We start from the raw sequence: 14,694 nt of genomic DNA, 5'->3' as shown, positions 1-14,694 counted from the left end.
TGCCAATGCTGCTATGGCAATTCTTACGCCTTGGTTCGTGTCTCACGAACCAATTCTAGAACATCCTGACCGGGTAATACATGGTGTTTCGTGAGAGACGAACCATGACTGTCAGCTTTCAGTTTTAAGCTTTAGGCTTTAAGCTTTCCACTTCCCTCACACCTCCAACTTCCTCTGCAGCTTCCTTCTCTGCCTTCTCGCTAACCGTTCAATCGAGAGTCCTTGCACAACAATAGAAAACAAGACAACGCAATAAGTTGTAAACAAGAAAAGGTCTTTATGTAACCCTTGCGATAATGACAGTGCCAATGCAATCGAAATTCCTCCGCGAAGTCCGCCCCAGGTTAAGAACCACAGGATATACAAGTTCATTTTTTCCCGCAGCCTGATTACAAAGGACGGTAACCATAGCGATATAAAGCGTGCAAACAGCACAATGCCGATAGATGCAATTCCTGCAACCCAGTAGTATTGAAAATGTTTGATAAAGAGAATTTCAAAACCTATCAACGCAAATAAGATCACGTTAAGGATTTCTTCAATCAGCTCCCAGAACTTATCCAGGTAATCACGGGAAACGGGGGACATAGCGTATTTCTTTCCATAGTTACCAATAAAAATGCCGGCTGCGACCATTGTCAGCGGCGCGGAAACATTCAGTTTCTTTGCCAGCAGATAGCCGCCCATCACTACTGCAAGGGTAATCATCACTTCAATATTGTGGTCATCAATGCCCTTCACCGTTCTAAGCGCTATAAAGCCTAGCACAACGCCAAGAACCAATCCGCCAACAGCTTCTTTAAAAAAAATATAGCTGATCTCTTTGATTGTAATGCTTGCACCAGGATCGTGTACAGAACGTAATATGGTAAAAAATAACAACAGGGCTACGCCATCATTAAACAAAGACTCGCCGGCTATTTTTGTTTCCAGCGACTTGCTCATTTTAGCGTCTTTAAGGATACTCAAAACTGATACAGGATCGGTGGGAGAGATGAGGGCACCAAATAATAAACATTGCAAAAGAGGAACGTTCATATGAAGTGCCTGTAATATGATGTACATAAGAAAGCCAACGATAAAAGTAGAGATCACAACACTCAACGTTGAAAACAAAATAACTGAAAGCTGATGTTGATGAAGATCTGTTATACGAATGCGGATAGTTCCAGCAAAAAGCAGAAAATTAAGCAGAATGCTGATAAGTAATTGACTGAAATTAACTGTCTGAAGCAGTTTGAAACTATCTCTGAATAATACAGGAAATATGTTGCTTGTCAATAATAGAAGAAGGGACAGGATAGCAGCAATGATCATTACGCCGATGGCATTCGGCAATTTAAAAAACCGCTGATTGATGAAAGCCGTAAAGGCCGCCAGAACAATTACTATGGAAAAGGTGTTGTAAAGATCCATAGACGTTTTTTACAGAATAGCCTTCAGGCATATCAATTTTATTTTTGGTAAACTTCATCTTCCGCTTGCGGCATATTTTATTTGCCGCTGTAATAGGCGCGCACAGCGATATAAATAGATATAATGATGAAGGTTATTATTAAGATTCCGACGAGTATTGACGATAAATGTCTGGACAAGAAATTTTTTTTTCTTTCTGTTGGTTCACTTTTCGTTAACACAGTTTTCATAATATCTTTTTTAACTGTATCAGAAAAATATGCCATCAGGAAGGTTGAAAATTAAAGGACTGTAAATCAGTTAATTGTAGCCTTAGCTTCGATTGCTGGATCCTAATGATATGTGTATTATAATCACCACAGCGTAAAAAAGCGCTTTGGAAAAGTTATTTAAGGTCAACATTTACTATCTTGCTGTGGGTACAAACCTTTTTTCATCGTTTTAAATACAGCTATATGGGATTTCAGGAAATATTATTAATTGCAGTTGTGATACTGGTATTGTTTGGTGCTCGCAAAATACCTGAATTCATGAAGGGTGTAGGCAAAGGTATTCGCAGCTTCAATGAAGAAGTTGATACTGAAAAAAAGTCCGAAAAGAAATAACGATCATTGTCTTGCATCAACTTATTTAAAGGTTGCAGTTTAAAAGCTGCAACCTTTTTCACTTTTAGTAAATCTTCCTGCTACTGATAGCTGACTGCTACTACGCTGGCACTTTATGTAACTTCTCTCTTTCCCAAACCCTATGCTGCGCAATCGCCTTTATAAAAGCCTCAGGCGGTGAATTTAAAATCAATCCATCCTGGGCCAGGTTATCATTATCTTCCATCTTACTGTTCGCTGCGGATGCTTCCAGTAACTCAACACCATCATTATCTGCTGCAATGGCTTTGCAATGCCTGTAAGCTTCAGTAACAAAATGTATAGCGTCAGGCTCCTGTAATAAGGTGGCAGAGGCACCTCCCGGAACATATACTGCATCAAAAAACACGGAAGAGGACGTTAAAAAGCTTTGATCAATTTTCATTTCTTTTCCGCTTGCCGTTTTGAGGTATCCAAGTCTTGGAGCGATGATCATTGTCGTAGCACCTTCTGCCTCCAGGGCCTTTTTCATTTTATCAATCGCCTTATCGTCAGAACCATCGGCAGCCAGCATTGCTATCTGTCTTGATTTAATGGTATTCTTTATTGTATTTGCCATGCTTAAAGCTTCCGACCGCTCAATAGATGATTTTATCACTTTCGGTTGGTATTTTTTTGGATCAGCATCGGCCGGCATGCTGTGGTTCATTGGTTCTATTGGTTTTGCAGGTACTTTTAACCCCAGACCTGCAGCCACTTTTTCTGCCAGGATTTTATCAATTTTAGAAAGCAGGCCAAGCATTCTCTCCCTTATTTCTTCGCGGACAACTTTTCCCAATTCAAACCGCAGTGCGTCAATAATGTGATTCTTTTCGGGTTCTGACTGACTATTAAAGAACAAGGTAGCCTGACTAAAATGATCGAAGAAGCTCGAGCTACGTTCGCGTATTTTCTTCGCATCAATACGTTCTCCATAAGATGAGAATCCACCTTCTGCCATTTTCGCCTGGAACGGGCAGCCACCTCCTATAGAATTCGGGTGATAGCTTGCAACACCCTTATTGATCGTTTGACGCATATGTCCGTCGCGCTGATTATTATGCACCGGAACAACAGGCCGGTTGATCGGAATTTCATGGAAGTTCGGGCTTCCCAACCGGGATAGTTGTGTATCTAAATAGGAAAACAGTCTTCCCTGCAATAACGGATCATTGGTGAAGTCAATACCAGGAACAATATGCCCTGGATGAAATGCAACCTGTTCAGTTTCTGCAAAAAAATTATCCGGGTTTCTGTTCAGTGTCATTTTTCCAATACGCTGCACGGGAACCAATTCTTCCGGAATAATTTTCGTGGGATCCAGCAGGTCAAATTCAAATTTATGCTCGTCCTTTTCCGGCACTATCTGAACACCCAGTTCCCATTCCGGAAAGGCGCCATTTTCAATCGCTTCATACAGATCGCGACGGTGAAAATCCGGATCTTTTCCGCTAATTTTCAGCGCTTCGTCCCATGCCACGGAATGCACGCCCAGTAATGGTTTCCAGTGAAATTTTATAAACGTAGCCTCGTCTTTTTCGTTTACAAAACGGAAAGTGTGCACGCCAAATCCTTCCATCATTCTTAAGCTGCGTGGTATGGCCCTGTCAGACATTACCCACATGATCATATGCATGGATTCCGGCATTAGTGAAATGAAATCCCAGAACGTGTCATGGGCCGACGCCGCCTGCGGAATTTCATTATGCGGTTCCGGCTTTACGGCATGTATAAGATCAGGGAATTTTATGGCATCCTGAATAAAGAACACAGGTATGTTGTTTCCCACTAAATCAAAATTGCCTTCTTCTGTATAGAACTTGACTGCAAATCCCCGCACATCCCGCGCAAGATCAGTAGAACCTCTAAAACCTGCTACGGTCGAAAAGCGCACAAATACGGGTGTTTTTGCAGCTGAATCCTGCAGGAATTTGGCTTTTGTATATTTTGCCATTGATTCATATACCTGGAAGTAACCGTGTGCAGCAGTGCCCCTTGCATGCACAACGCGTTCCGGGATACGTTCGTGATCGAAATGGGTGATCTTTTCGCGCAGTATAAAATCCTCCAGCAGTGTGGGGCCGCGATCTCCGGCTTTTAAAGAATTCTGGTCGTCATTGATTTTTACACCCTGATCGGTTGTCATAAACTGATCCGCGCCTACCTCGATATCCGGTTGCAGGTCTTTGTCTTTTTCAGTGCCGCCTTTGGCATTCGGTTTACTTGGCATAGTTGTATGTTTAGGTGAACATGGAGAGATGGAAATCGTTCAACAAGAAACATACCTGTACAAAATAAGACGGATGAACGGCCTGGATGGATACCAAAGGAAAAAATAACCTCAGGTCAATTGTTGACTTTTGTACACAAGGGGATTATAGAAATAAAAAAAGGATAGAACATTTAGCTCTATCCTTTTTCAATATTATGTTTGTCTAGTCTACTTTTTCTGAATGAAAAGCGGATTTGATGATGTTACAAAAATCCGATTCCACCATTTTGACTGCCTGAAGGATCATATTTTTAAAAGCCACATCATTGCTGATGCCATGACCAATTAAAACTGGTTTTGCAACGCCCAGGATAGGAGTTCCTCCGTAGTTCTCATAGTGAAAACGATGCAGGTATTGATCGTCCTCCAGTTTTCTGTGCACTGCAATGTCATAAATGGTTTCAGCCATTTTAAGAATAACATTACCAGTGAACCCATCGCATACAACCACGTCTGCTTTATTCTGGATCAGATCGCGACCTTCAACGTTACCAATAAAATTGATGGACGCATTTTCTTTCAGCAGGGGATAGGTGGTCTGAGCCAACTGATTTCCTTTGCCTTCTTCTTCACCAATGTTCAGTAAGCCAACAGTAGGCTTGTCAATTCCAAGCACCTTTTGTGCATAGAGGTTGCCTAAAACTGCAAATTGATTCAAATGCTCCGGTTTACAGTCAACATTCAAACCAACATCAAGTAACAAACCTGTGGTGCCGTTTAATTTGGGAATAACAGTGGCAATAGTTGGACGTTGAACACCTTCAATGGCTTTGATGGTATACATTGTACCAACAAGCATTGCCCCGGTATTTCCGGCGCTTGCAAATGCATCAATCTTTCCGGAGGATAACAGGTGAAAGCCAATAGCAATAGAAGATTGCTGCTTTTCCTTCAACGCTTTGGCAGGATGTTCGTGATAACCGATTACCTCGGGAGCGTTAATTACTTTAATGCGCGACTGATCTATCTTGTGCTCTTCAAGCAAAGAAGTGAAATTCTCTTGCTGCCCGATACAAAATAAAGTAACCGGGCCAGTATATTCGTCTAGAAATAATTTAAGGCCTTTGATAGCCTCTAAGGGAGCGTAATCGCCTCCCATCATGTCTAAGCCTATATTCATGCCCGGCAATCTACAAAAATATGTTGGAAACTAAAAGGTTAAGCTTTCAAAGGTGCTTTCTCAGCCACTAATTTACCCTTGTAATATAATTTACCTTCACTAACATGTGCACGATGGCGAACATGTGTTTCACCTGTTGTTGTATCCTTGCTTAATGTAACAGTCTCAGCTTTATAATGCGTTCTTCTTTTTGCGCTGCGTTGCTGTGAGTGTCTGCGTTTGGGATTTGGCATAACTAACGATTTATTAAATAGTTATTCTAAATTTTTAAATTGATCTAAACCTTTCCATAATGGGTTCTTTTCCTCCTTCACATCATTTTCCATCTGCCTGAGTTTTTCCAAAACTTCTTTGTTGCATTTTGGTCCGCCCATTTCATCCTCTCCACACATCTTTTGCATCGGAATGCTCAGATTAATGAATTCATAGATCCAGTTGGCAATGTGCAAATGGCTTTCACCGCGGCTGATATAATAAACATCAGGATCTTCTTCCTGGTCGTTCATTTCCTCAGGATTGTCCACCATCTTCACTACAATTTTGAATTCATCCCACAATTGCAGCGGTAGAGGGTTTCCGCAACGGTCGCAGGAAACATCAACAGAACCTCCAATATCAAACTTCAGCAGCATAAAACCATTGTGCTTATCCAGTTGAAGTTTTACATTGGCGTTACAGTTGCTAAAATCCTGATCGCCATAAGGTATAAAGAACTTGTCCCTAATTTCATAATCAAACTCATGAATCCCCGGCTTTAAGCCCACAAATGCTATTTCAAATTCCCTCCGGTTACTCATCGGTTATTTTTTTAGGGGTGGCAAAGGTATGCTAAAAATACTAAATAGCAAAGGAAAATTGGTTTTATCCCTAATCTTTACTTAATTGTGAATAGATTTTACGGAACCAATAACTTTTGCACAAAGATGGAGATAAAAGCAGGATATAAATGGATTAAGACCGGAATATTGATTTTTATTGTTGTGCTGATCAGGATCTTTTCTGTTTTTGGTGATAGTGTTGAACGGTATTATTCAACAGGTTTCTTTCCCTGGTTCGCCCCAAAATTACGTGTAATCCAGTCCCATATACCTTTTAGCCTGGGCGATATTCTTTATGCACTTGTTGCCATATGGCTGATCAAGAGCCTTTTCTGGCTAATCATTGCACTAATCAGATTTCGGAAAGAAAAAGCTGCTTTGGCAGATTCAATTCGCATTGGCGTTAACCGGCTCTTATGGCTATACATCATTTTTAATGTTTTTTGGGGATTGAACTATGACAGGCTGGGGATTGCATACCAGTTAAAAATAGATCCGAGAGAATATGATGTTCCGGAACTGCAGCGTTTAACGGCAGATCTTTTAACAAAGGTGAATTCATGCCGGCGACAAATAGACTCTCAAAAGCTTGCCTATCCGTCAAACGAAAATATTTTCCACGGAACGGTTGAAGCTTACCAGTCCGTTCAGGCCAGCTTTCCTTTTTTGCGTTATGATCATCCATCAATAAAATCCTCGCTTTATGGCAAGTTGGGCAACTATATGGGATTTCTCGGCTATTACAATCCCTTTACTGCAGAGTCGCAGGTAAATGTTACGCCGCCGCGTTTTGTATTGCCTTATGTGACTTGTCACGAAGTTGCTCATCAACTCGGCTATGGAAGCGAGAGTGAGGCTAATTTTGTAGGTTATCTTGTCGCGGCAAGAAGTAAGGATGTCCGTTTTAATTATTCCGTTTATTTTGACCTTTTCAGCTATGCAAACAATGAACTGTTTATGCGTGACAGCGTTGCAGCCCGGGCAAATTATAAGCAGCTGGATACACTCGTTAAACTCGATATAAAAGAATACCGCAAATTTTTTAAACAATACAGAAACCCAATTGAACCTTTTATTAAAGTGTTCTACAGTAACTACCTGAAAGCCAATAATCAACCAAAGGGCATTGACAGCTATAATGAAGTGGTAGGGTGGCTGATTGCGTACAGGAAGAAGTATGGGGTTATTTAAGTTGTACGTTATAAGTTATACGTTTTACGTTGAAGACCAGATTGGTGCCAGCTTAAAGCTCAAAGCCTAAAGCTGAAAACTTAAGTTCCTCGAATGCCTGGTGTTTTTGATAGAAATAATATAATTGTGTCTTTGCATTTTGCTGATAGCTAATAGCTAATAGCTGACGGCTGACAGCTGATAGCTGCCAGCTACTTAATAATTACACTACCTATTATTTTCGTAAGCTCTATTTCAATCTTCTTAAGGTGCTTGTGAATTTCGATGAGACGCATTTGGTCCTCGAAGCTGGTCGCGTGCTCCATATCGTGCTGGTTCTGATCAAACATTTTTTTGATCTTGCTTAGCTTCAGATAGTTTACGCTTGAAATGGCATCCTGTATGCGGGTATCTTTGATAACAGAGATAATGCTTTCCATCTTTTCATCCCAGCGCTTACTTAGCTCGTGCCTGAAAAGCGTAAGATTCACGATCAGGTCGCGGATCTGTGCATCTTCATTATACAGAAGGGTTTTGGCAGACGGTTCCAGTCCCTGTTCGTATTGCGCCTTGTAGAGATCAAATACTTTTTCGAGCAACGGTGTTTCAATATGAAATTCCTCTAACTCGTCAAATATATATTGTGCGATCGTTCTGCCTTCTTCAAATTCATCCAGACCATATTCAACCAGAACACGCAATACACTTTTTTCATTGATCTCATCGCGTTGCAACAGATCTGCCCCATCGAAAAATTCTTCCGGCGGCGGAGGTTCCTGGAGAAAAGGATCATGAGCCGGAGCTGCAGCTTTCTTCTCTTCTTTTGCTAACTGATCCCTCTTGTACTTGTTGACAAGATTGGTGAGACCGAGTTCATCAATTTTCAGGATGGACGAACACTGCCTGATATATTCCTGCTGCTTGGTAAAATCCTCAGCACGGTTGATTTTGCTCAGGGTTTCCGCGACGTGGTTGACAACATCATTCTTTTTGCTGACATCATTACCGGCTTCCCTGAGCATTACCTCAAGCTGGAAAAGAATGAAATCCTTTTTATTGCCTTTAATGAATTCACGGAACTGGTCCGCACCGACCTTATTTACATAGCTGTCCGGATCTTCCTTGTCAGGAATAAGCACCAGCTTTACGTTCAGGCTTTCTTCCAGGGCCATATCCAACCCGCGCAGGGCAGCCTTTACACCCGCAGCATCGCCATCATAAATGATGGTCAGGTTGTTGGTGTATTTCTTGATCAGTTTTAACTGATCGATGGTGAGAGACGTACCACCGCTGGCCACAACGTTTTCTATGCCGGCCTGATACAGCGAAATAACATCCGTATAACCTTCAACCAGTAAACATTCGTCGTTCTTGTCTATTGCATGGCGTGCAAAATAGGATCCGTAAAGGATTTTACTCTTTACATAGATCTCATTTTCGGGTGTATTGATGTATTTGGGCGCCCGGTCAGCTTTGCCAATCACACGAGCACCGAAACCAATTATTTTGCCGCTGTTGTTATGAATGGGGAAAATGATGCGTCCGCGGTAATTATCAACCGGTTCTTCATACCGGTTAACAACAAGGCCTGATTTAACAAGTACATCAATATTGAACTGCTGTCCCAGTGCTTCTTTTACCAGGGCATTCTTTTCCTGTGGATTGTAACCCAGCTGAAATTTTTTTATAATATCATCCCGGAAGCCGCGTTCTTCAAGATAACTTAACGCAACACTCTGACCTTCATCGGAATTGAACAACTTATCTGCAAAAAACTTTTGAGCAAAATTGTTGATGATATATAAACTGTCAGCCGCCTGTTGATGTTGCCTTACTTCATCGCTTACTTCCGTTTCTTCTATTTCAACATTATAGCGATTGGCCAGCCATTTTAGCGCTTCAACATAGCTATATTTCTCCAGGTCCATCAGGAAGCTGATGGTATTGCCGCTTTTTCCGCATCCAAAGCATTTGTAGATCTCTTTCGCAGGAGAAACCGTAAAAGAGGGCGTTTTTTCGCCATGGAAAGGGCATAACCCCAGGTAATTGGCACCGCGCTTCTTCAGCTTAACAAACTCTCCGACAACATCAATTATGTCGATGCGACTTGTGATCTGTTGTATGGTTTGTTGTGTAATCATGATTAAGCGACAGGTTAAGAGTGCAAATGTAGAGAAAGTTGGAAGTTTTACGTTGTACGTTTTACGTTTTTGAATATATGCAACAAGTTCTGATTATTGTTTGCGTAACACCACAAATTGAATTTACTATCCATTTGCTTTGAAAGAAGCGACAATAATAATATTATATAAATTCGTACTACGAATTTATATTTTTGATGCTAGCTAAGCAAATAATACAAATAATCAAAGTATTTTCTTCAGAAGAAAAGAAAATTGAAAAGCCAAGAATGCTTATAAACTCTGTAGAAGATGAGTTTATCAATTTTTTAATGAATGGGCCGGTTTACAAAACAAAGGACATTCAAATAATACAGAAGAATCGTAAAAGTATCGCAGCATGGCGAACAAAAAGTGTGTAGGTTGTGTTGAATTGCCTTCCAAACAAGAAGAGAAGTTGTACGTTCTACGGTTCTTCAACGTAAAACGTACAACTTATAACTTACAACGTAACTATCGCATTTGCTTGTACAAATTAATCAATCCGTTGGTGGAAGAATCGTGAGATGCGATAACATCTTCATTTTCCAACTCCGGCAATATTTTACCGGCGAGTTGTTTGCCAAGCTCAACGCCCCACTGGTCAAAAGTGAAAATGTTCCAGATCACACCCTGAACAAAAATTTTGTGTTCGTATAATGCAATAAGGCTACCCAAACTTTCAGGTGTAATTTCTTTAACAAGAATAGAGTTGGTCGGTTTATTGCCTTTAAATACTTTGAATGGAAGTAATTTCTTTATTTCTTCCTCTGATTTGCCAGCCTTAACTAATTCCTCTTTTACTTCTGCTTCGGTTTTACCATTCATTAAGGCTTCTGTTTGAGCGAAGAAATTGCTTAGCAATTTTACATGGTGATCCCCAATTGGGTTGTGGCTAATTGCAGGAGCGATAAAATCACAAGGAATCAAAACAGTGCCCTGGTGAATCAACTGGTAAAATGCATGCTGGCCATTTGTTCCGGGTTCACCCCAGATCACCGGTCCGGTTGAATAATTTACTTCGTTGCCATTTCTGTCTACATACTTTCCGTTGCTTTCCATATTGCCCTGCTGGAAGTATGCGGGGAAACGGTGCATATATTGATCGTACGGTAAAATAGCTTCTGTTTGCGCACCAAAGAAATTGGTGTACCACAAACCGACAAGCGCCATTATCACCGGAATGTTTTTATCAAAAGCTGTTGTTTTAAAATGCTCATCAACAGCATATGCGCCCTTCAACAAAGATTCAAAATTGTCATATCCAACTGTAAGGGCAATTGAAAGACCGATTGCGCTCCACAAAGAATAGCGTCCGCCAACCCAATCCCAAAACGCGAACATGTTAGCAGGATCAATACCAAACTTTGTTACTTCTTTTTCATTTGTGCTTAATGCTGCAAAGTGTTTGGCGACCTGCGACTCATCTTTAGCTGCTTCAAGAAACCAGTTTCTCGCAGTATGTGCGTTTGTCATGGTTTCCTGCGTTGTGAATGTTTTAGATGCAATCAGGAAGAGCGTTTCTTCTGCCGTTACTTTTTTCAAAGTTTCAGCTATATGCGTACCATCAACATTACTTACAAAATAGGTTTCAATGCCATCTACCCAATAAGGCTTCAGCGCCTCTGTAACCATTACCGGTCCAAGGTCACTACCACCAATGCCGATGTTCACTATATATTTGATCTTTTTGCCGGTATAACCCTTCCATTCGCCGGAATGAATAGACGCGCAAAAGTTTTTCATTTGTTCCAGCACTTTTTTTACATCCGGCATTACATCTTTCCCTTCACTCATAACCGGCTGCCCTGAAAAATTCCTCAGCGCAGTATGTAAAACGGAACGTTGTTCTGTTTCGTTAATGATCTCTCCGGAAAACATGGCATTGATGCCATCCTTTACTTTACATTCCTCTGCAAGCTGCTGCAATAGCTGAATAGTCTTTGGCGTAATGATATTCTTGGAATAATCAAACACTATGCTATTTAATGTAATCGAAAAGTTTTTGAAACGATCTGCATCGTTCTTGAACAAGTCTTTTACTTTGGTTCTTTGCATGTCTTCCTGGTAATGTTTTTTAAGAAGCAACCAGGCCTGTGTAGTTGTGGGATTGATTTTCGGGAACATATTGATCGTTTAATTTCGTTGATGCTGAAACAGCGCCTGCGAATGTAAAAAAGAATCCCGAAAAAAGGTTAATTGATCTTCGATATGATTAACCGGTTTGATGAACAATCCGGTCATTGATTCATAAAATTGTGCATTGCATTATCTCTGTATCGAAATTTTTTCGACCGGCACCGGACACGCCGAGCCATTAGCCTGGTGCGTTCCTTAATTTAAATTGAAACTGCGCGTATTTGAAGAACTTCTCCTTCAACGATAAAACGGTCAATTATGGGATATAAGCAGTTAAAATCAGGCGGGCAAATTCTTGTTACTGATGTTATTTTCATAGTTCATTTTATTCAAAAACGTTCCATGTTTGCAAGAACCAGCTTAAGATTATTCTACTTTGCAATTGCTTGTACAAATATTGTTTTTGTCTTCGCACAAAAAGCTCCGTCAGCGCCCTACGTCCCTTCCCATGAAGAAATGATAAGAAGTTATCGTTCGGTGGAGGCAAAAGACAGTGCAGTAAAAAATTCAGTTTACAAGACTTCTGTTGACGCTCATTGGCTGCCCGGTAACAAAGCATTTTGGTATCGAAACATATTACAGGATAGCACAACCGAATATCTGCTGGTGAACGCGGAAACGGGCGTCAAACGAAAGGCATTTAATGAAGCTGAACTGGCTGGCGCGCTAAGCAGAAATACCGGATCGGCAATCAAACCGGAACGTCTTTTCCTGGATAATCTTTCATTTAACGCAGCGGGCTCATCAATGACATTTGCCTGTCAAAATAAGTACTACCGGTTTGATATCAAGAAGAATGCGCTGAAAGTAATAGATTCGTTGCCACATATTGCTAAGAACAATCATCAGTTTAATCCTCCACCCAGCCGTTGGGAGAACTTTGCAACAGACAGTCTTTCTCCAAACAAGCAGTATACTGCATACATTAAAGACAACAACATTTTTGTTAAACCAGTCAATGGGGGCGAAGCCGTGCAGTATACCAGGGATGGTTCAAACGCTCATCCATACGGTTCGTTGGCATGGAGCCCGGATAGCAAATATGTGATCGGATATCATATAACACCGATAGAGGACTCCGCAGTCTATTATGTGCTGTCATCTGTCAGCGGTACTACCCGCGGCCAGTTGAAATCCCATCCTTACAAACAACCAGGCGATCCGTTCACTACTTATGAGATGTACATTTTCCCTGTGGTACAACCATCAGCGGTAAAAGTGAATACGGCAGTGATTGATTTTTTTGATGCGCCAAGGTTATACTGGACAAAAGACAATACTCATTTTTATTATGAAAAAGTTGATCGCGGTCATCAACGATTCAGAATTATTGAAGTTGATGTGACCAGCGGTAATGCACGCACTGTGTTGGATGAGCAGGCTAAAACATTCATTTACGCCAACCGGATTTACACACACTATATGCCTGAAACTAATGAAATTTTGTGGACATCGGAGAAGGATAACTGGAGGCACATATACCTGGTGGATGCAAGAAGCGGAGACATTAAAACTGAGATAATCAGGGGTAATTATGTAGTGAAGAACATTGACAGTATTGATGAGAAAAAGCGTGAGATCTGGTTTTCAGCAAACGGTGTGAATGACGGGGAGGACCCCTATTATGTACATTACTATCGCATTGGATTTGATGGTAATGATCTGATTGATCTTACCCCGGTCCGGGCCAATCATAAAATTGTGTATTCTCCTGATAAAAAATATTATCTGGATACTTATTCAGAAGTGAACACAGCACCTGTAACTGAATTGCACAACACATTAACAGGACAGAAAATAGCGGAGATCGAGCGTGCGGATATCGGCAAATTCCTCGCAATAGTAAAACGGCTGCCAGAGCCGTTCCTGGCAAAGGGACGTGATGGTAAAACTGATATTTATGGTATTGTTTGTTTGCCTGCTGACTTTGACAGCACAAAGAAATACCCGGTAGTTGAGAATATTTATGCGGGACCGCAGGATGCATTTGTGCCAAAGAGTTTTATGCCATACTATTCTGAAATGCAAAGTCTGGCCGATCTTGGTTTTATTGTTGTTCAGATTGATGGTATGGGTACAGCAAATCGCAGTAAATCATTTCATGATGTTTGTTGGAAAAACCTGGCTGATGCGGGTTTTCCTGACCGTATCCTGTGGATGAAAGCGCTTGCAGCTAAATATTCCTATGTAGACACGTCCAGGGTGGGGCTATACGGAACATCTGCCGGCGGACAAAATGCATTGGGTGGTTTACTGTTTCACCCGGAATGGTATAAGGCTGGCGTGGCTTCGTGTGGTTGTCATGACAACCGTGTTGATAAGCAATGGTGGAATGAGCAATGGATGGGTTATCCGATCGGATCGTGGTATGAAGAACAAAGCAATATTACAAATGCATCCAAACTGTGTGGAAACCTGCTGCTGATGGTGGGAGAAGCCGATACCAATGTACCGCCTGAATCAACTTACCGTGTGGCAGACGCACTCATTAAGGCTAATAAAACCTTTGATTTTCTTCCGATCCCGGGCTCGGATCATACAAGTGGCGGAGCTTATGGAAAATTGAAAAGACGCGATTTTTTTGTAAGAAACCTACTGCATATAGAACCACCACAAAGGAATATGGGAGAGTTGTCGATGCTGACTAAATAGGCCCTGAAAAAGTTGTCCTACACTTTCAAAGTGTAGGACAACTTTCTTCAGAGCAAATCCCGAAGGGATGAAATTATTATAACAATAGACGAAACATTTATTTAAACCCTGAAAGGGTGACACTGTATAATGTCAACCCCTGCCCGTTCGGTCAGGCGGGCTTCGGGTTTTAACGAATGGTGATAATAATTTTCTATAATAATTTCATCCCTTCGGGATTGTGCAGGTCAGCGTAATTATGTTTCTGTAAACTCAGTTGTAACGCAAGTCTCATAACTTATGATTCATTTGTTAAACTTTCGTAGACCGTAATTATCTTCAACAT

Annotated in this window: 10 protein-coding genes; 3 read left to right on the top strand and 7 right to left on the bottom strand. The window is 41.1% G+C overall.

Features of this window, described 5'->3' with window-relative positions:
* Positions 1 to 156: 156 nt before the first annotated feature.
* Positions 157 to 1,416 (bottom strand): cation:proton antiporter, encoded by a 1,260-nt coding sequence (locus QTN47_RS19890; RefSeq protein ID WP_369331169.1) that lies wholly within the window; start codon positions 1,414 to 1,416, stop codon positions 157 to 159.
* Between the two features lie 455 nt (positions 1,417 to 1,871).
* On the opposite strand from QTN47_RS19890, the gene QTN47_RS19885 reads away from it, so the two are divergent.
* A complete protein-coding gene (locus tag QTN47_RS19885; RefSeq protein WP_369331168.1) occupies positions 1,872 to 2,021 on the top strand; it encodes a Sec-independent protein translocase subunit TatA/TatB in 150 nt (49 codons plus the stop codon).
* A 100-nt stretch (positions 2,022 to 2,121) separates the two neighbouring features.
* On the opposite strand, the gene QTN47_RS19880 is transcribed toward QTN47_RS19885, so the two are convergent.
* From QTN47_RS19880 to QTN47_RS19865, 4 genes are all read right to left on the bottom strand, one after another.
* A complete protein-coding gene (locus QTN47_RS19880; protein ID WP_369331167.1) occupies positions 2,122 to 4,269 on the bottom strand; it encodes a catalase in 2,148 nt (715 codons plus the stop codon).
* Positions 4,270 to 4,474: 205 nt separating this feature from the next.
* On the bottom strand, positions 4,475 to 5,431 hold the full coding sequence (gene plsX / locus QTN47_RS19875; RefSeq protein ID WP_369331166.1) for a phosphate acyltransferase PlsX: 957 nt from the start codon (positions 5,429 to 5,431) through the stop codon (positions 4,475 to 4,477).
* Positions 5,432 to 5,469: 38 nt separating this feature from the next.
* Complete coding sequence (rpmF, locus tag QTN47_RS19870) at positions 5,470 to 5,664, bottom strand: 50S ribosomal protein L32 (protein ID WP_369331165.1); 195 nt, start codon at positions 5,662 to 5,664, stop codon at positions 5,470 to 5,472.
* A 21-nt stretch (positions 5,665 to 5,685) separates the two neighbouring features.
* On the bottom strand, positions 5,686 to 6,228 hold the full coding sequence (locus QTN47_RS19865) for a YceD family protein (protein ID WP_369331164.1): 543 nt from the start codon (positions 6,226 to 6,228) through the stop codon (positions 5,686 to 5,688).
* 126 nt (positions 6,229 to 6,354) lie between these two features.
* On the opposite strand from QTN47_RS19865, the gene QTN47_RS19860 reads away from it, so the two are divergent.
* Positions 6,355 to 7,440, top strand: a complete 1,086-nt coding sequence (locus QTN47_RS19860) for a DUF3810 domain-containing protein (protein ID WP_369331163.1) — start codon at positions 6,355 to 6,357, stop codon at positions 7,438 to 7,440.
* A 191-nt stretch (positions 7,441 to 7,631) separates the two neighbouring features.
* On the opposite strand, the gene dnaG is transcribed toward QTN47_RS19860, so the two are convergent.
* Both dnaG and pgi read right to left on the bottom strand, forming a co-directional pair.
* Complete coding sequence (dnaG, locus tag QTN47_RS19855) at positions 7,632 to 9,560, bottom strand: DNA primase (protein ID WP_369331162.1); 1,929 nt, start codon at positions 9,558 to 9,560, stop codon at positions 7,632 to 7,634.
* Positions 9,561 to 10,052: 492 nt separating this feature from the next.
* Positions 10,053 to 11,705 carry a glucose-6-phosphate isomerase gene (pgi, locus tag QTN47_RS19850; RefSeq protein ID WP_369331161.1) on the bottom strand — a complete coding sequence of 551 codons (1,653 nt, stop codon included), beginning with the start codon at positions 11,703 to 11,705 and terminating at the stop codon, positions 10,053 to 10,055.
* A gap of 270 nt (positions 11,706 to 11,975) precedes the next feature.
* Here pgi and QTN47_RS19845 point away from each other — a divergent pair, with 270 nt between their 5' ends.
* Positions 11,976 to 14,369, top strand: coding sequence for a S9 family peptidase (locus QTN47_RS19845; protein ID WP_369331160.1), 2,394 nt, complete (start codon positions 11,976 to 11,978; stop codon positions 14,367 to 14,369).
* Positions 14,370 to 14,694 lie beyond the last annotated feature (325 nt).

Origin of the sequence: Danxiaibacter flavus, assembly GCF_041060425.1 — a bacterium.
In the GTDB taxonomy this organism is placed as follows: Bacteria; Bacteroidota; Bacteroidia; order Chitinophagales; family Chitinophagaceae; genus Danxiaibacter; species Danxiaibacter flavus.
This window is presented reverse-complemented; position numbering and strand designations above follow the sequence as displayed.

Bases quoted from the DNA above. Each gene is read 5' to 3' on its own strand.
- QTN47_RS19890 (WP_369331169.1), bottom strand. From the start codon at position 1,416: ATGGATCTTTACAACACCTTTTCCATAGTAATTGTTCTGGCGGCCTTT.
- QTN47_RS19885 (WP_369331168.1), top strand. From the start codon at position 1,872: ATGGGATTTCAGGAAATATTATTAATTGCAGTTGTGATACTGGTATTG.
- QTN47_RS19880 (WP_369331167.1), bottom strand. From the start codon at position 4,269: ATGCCAAGTAAACCGAATGCCAAAGGCGGCACTGAAAAAGACAAAGAC.
- plsX (WP_369331166.1), bottom strand. From the start codon at position 5,431: ATGAATATAGGCTTAGACATGATGGGAGGCGATTACGCTCCCTTAGAG.
- rpmF (WP_369331165.1), bottom strand. From the start codon at position 5,664: ATGCCAAATCCCAAACGCAGACACTCACAGCAACGCAGCGCAAAAAGA.
- QTN47_RS19865 (WP_369331164.1), bottom strand. From the start codon at position 6,228: ATGAGTAACCGGAGGGAATTTGAAATAGCATTTGTGGGCTTAAAGCCG.
- QTN47_RS19860 (WP_369331163.1), top strand. From the start codon at position 6,355: ATGGAGATAAAAGCAGGATATAAATGGATTAAGACCGGAATATTGATT.
- dnaG (WP_369331162.1), bottom strand. From the start codon at position 9,560: ATGATTACACAACAAACCATACAACAGATCACAAGTCGCATCGACATA.
- pgi (WP_369331161.1), bottom strand. From the start codon at position 11,705: ATGTTCCCGAAAATCAATCCCACAACTACACAGGCCTGGTTGCTTCTT.
- QTN47_RS19845 (WP_369331160.1), top strand. From the start codon at position 11,976: ATGGGATATAAGCAGTTAAAATCAGGCGGGCAAATTCTTGTTACTGAT.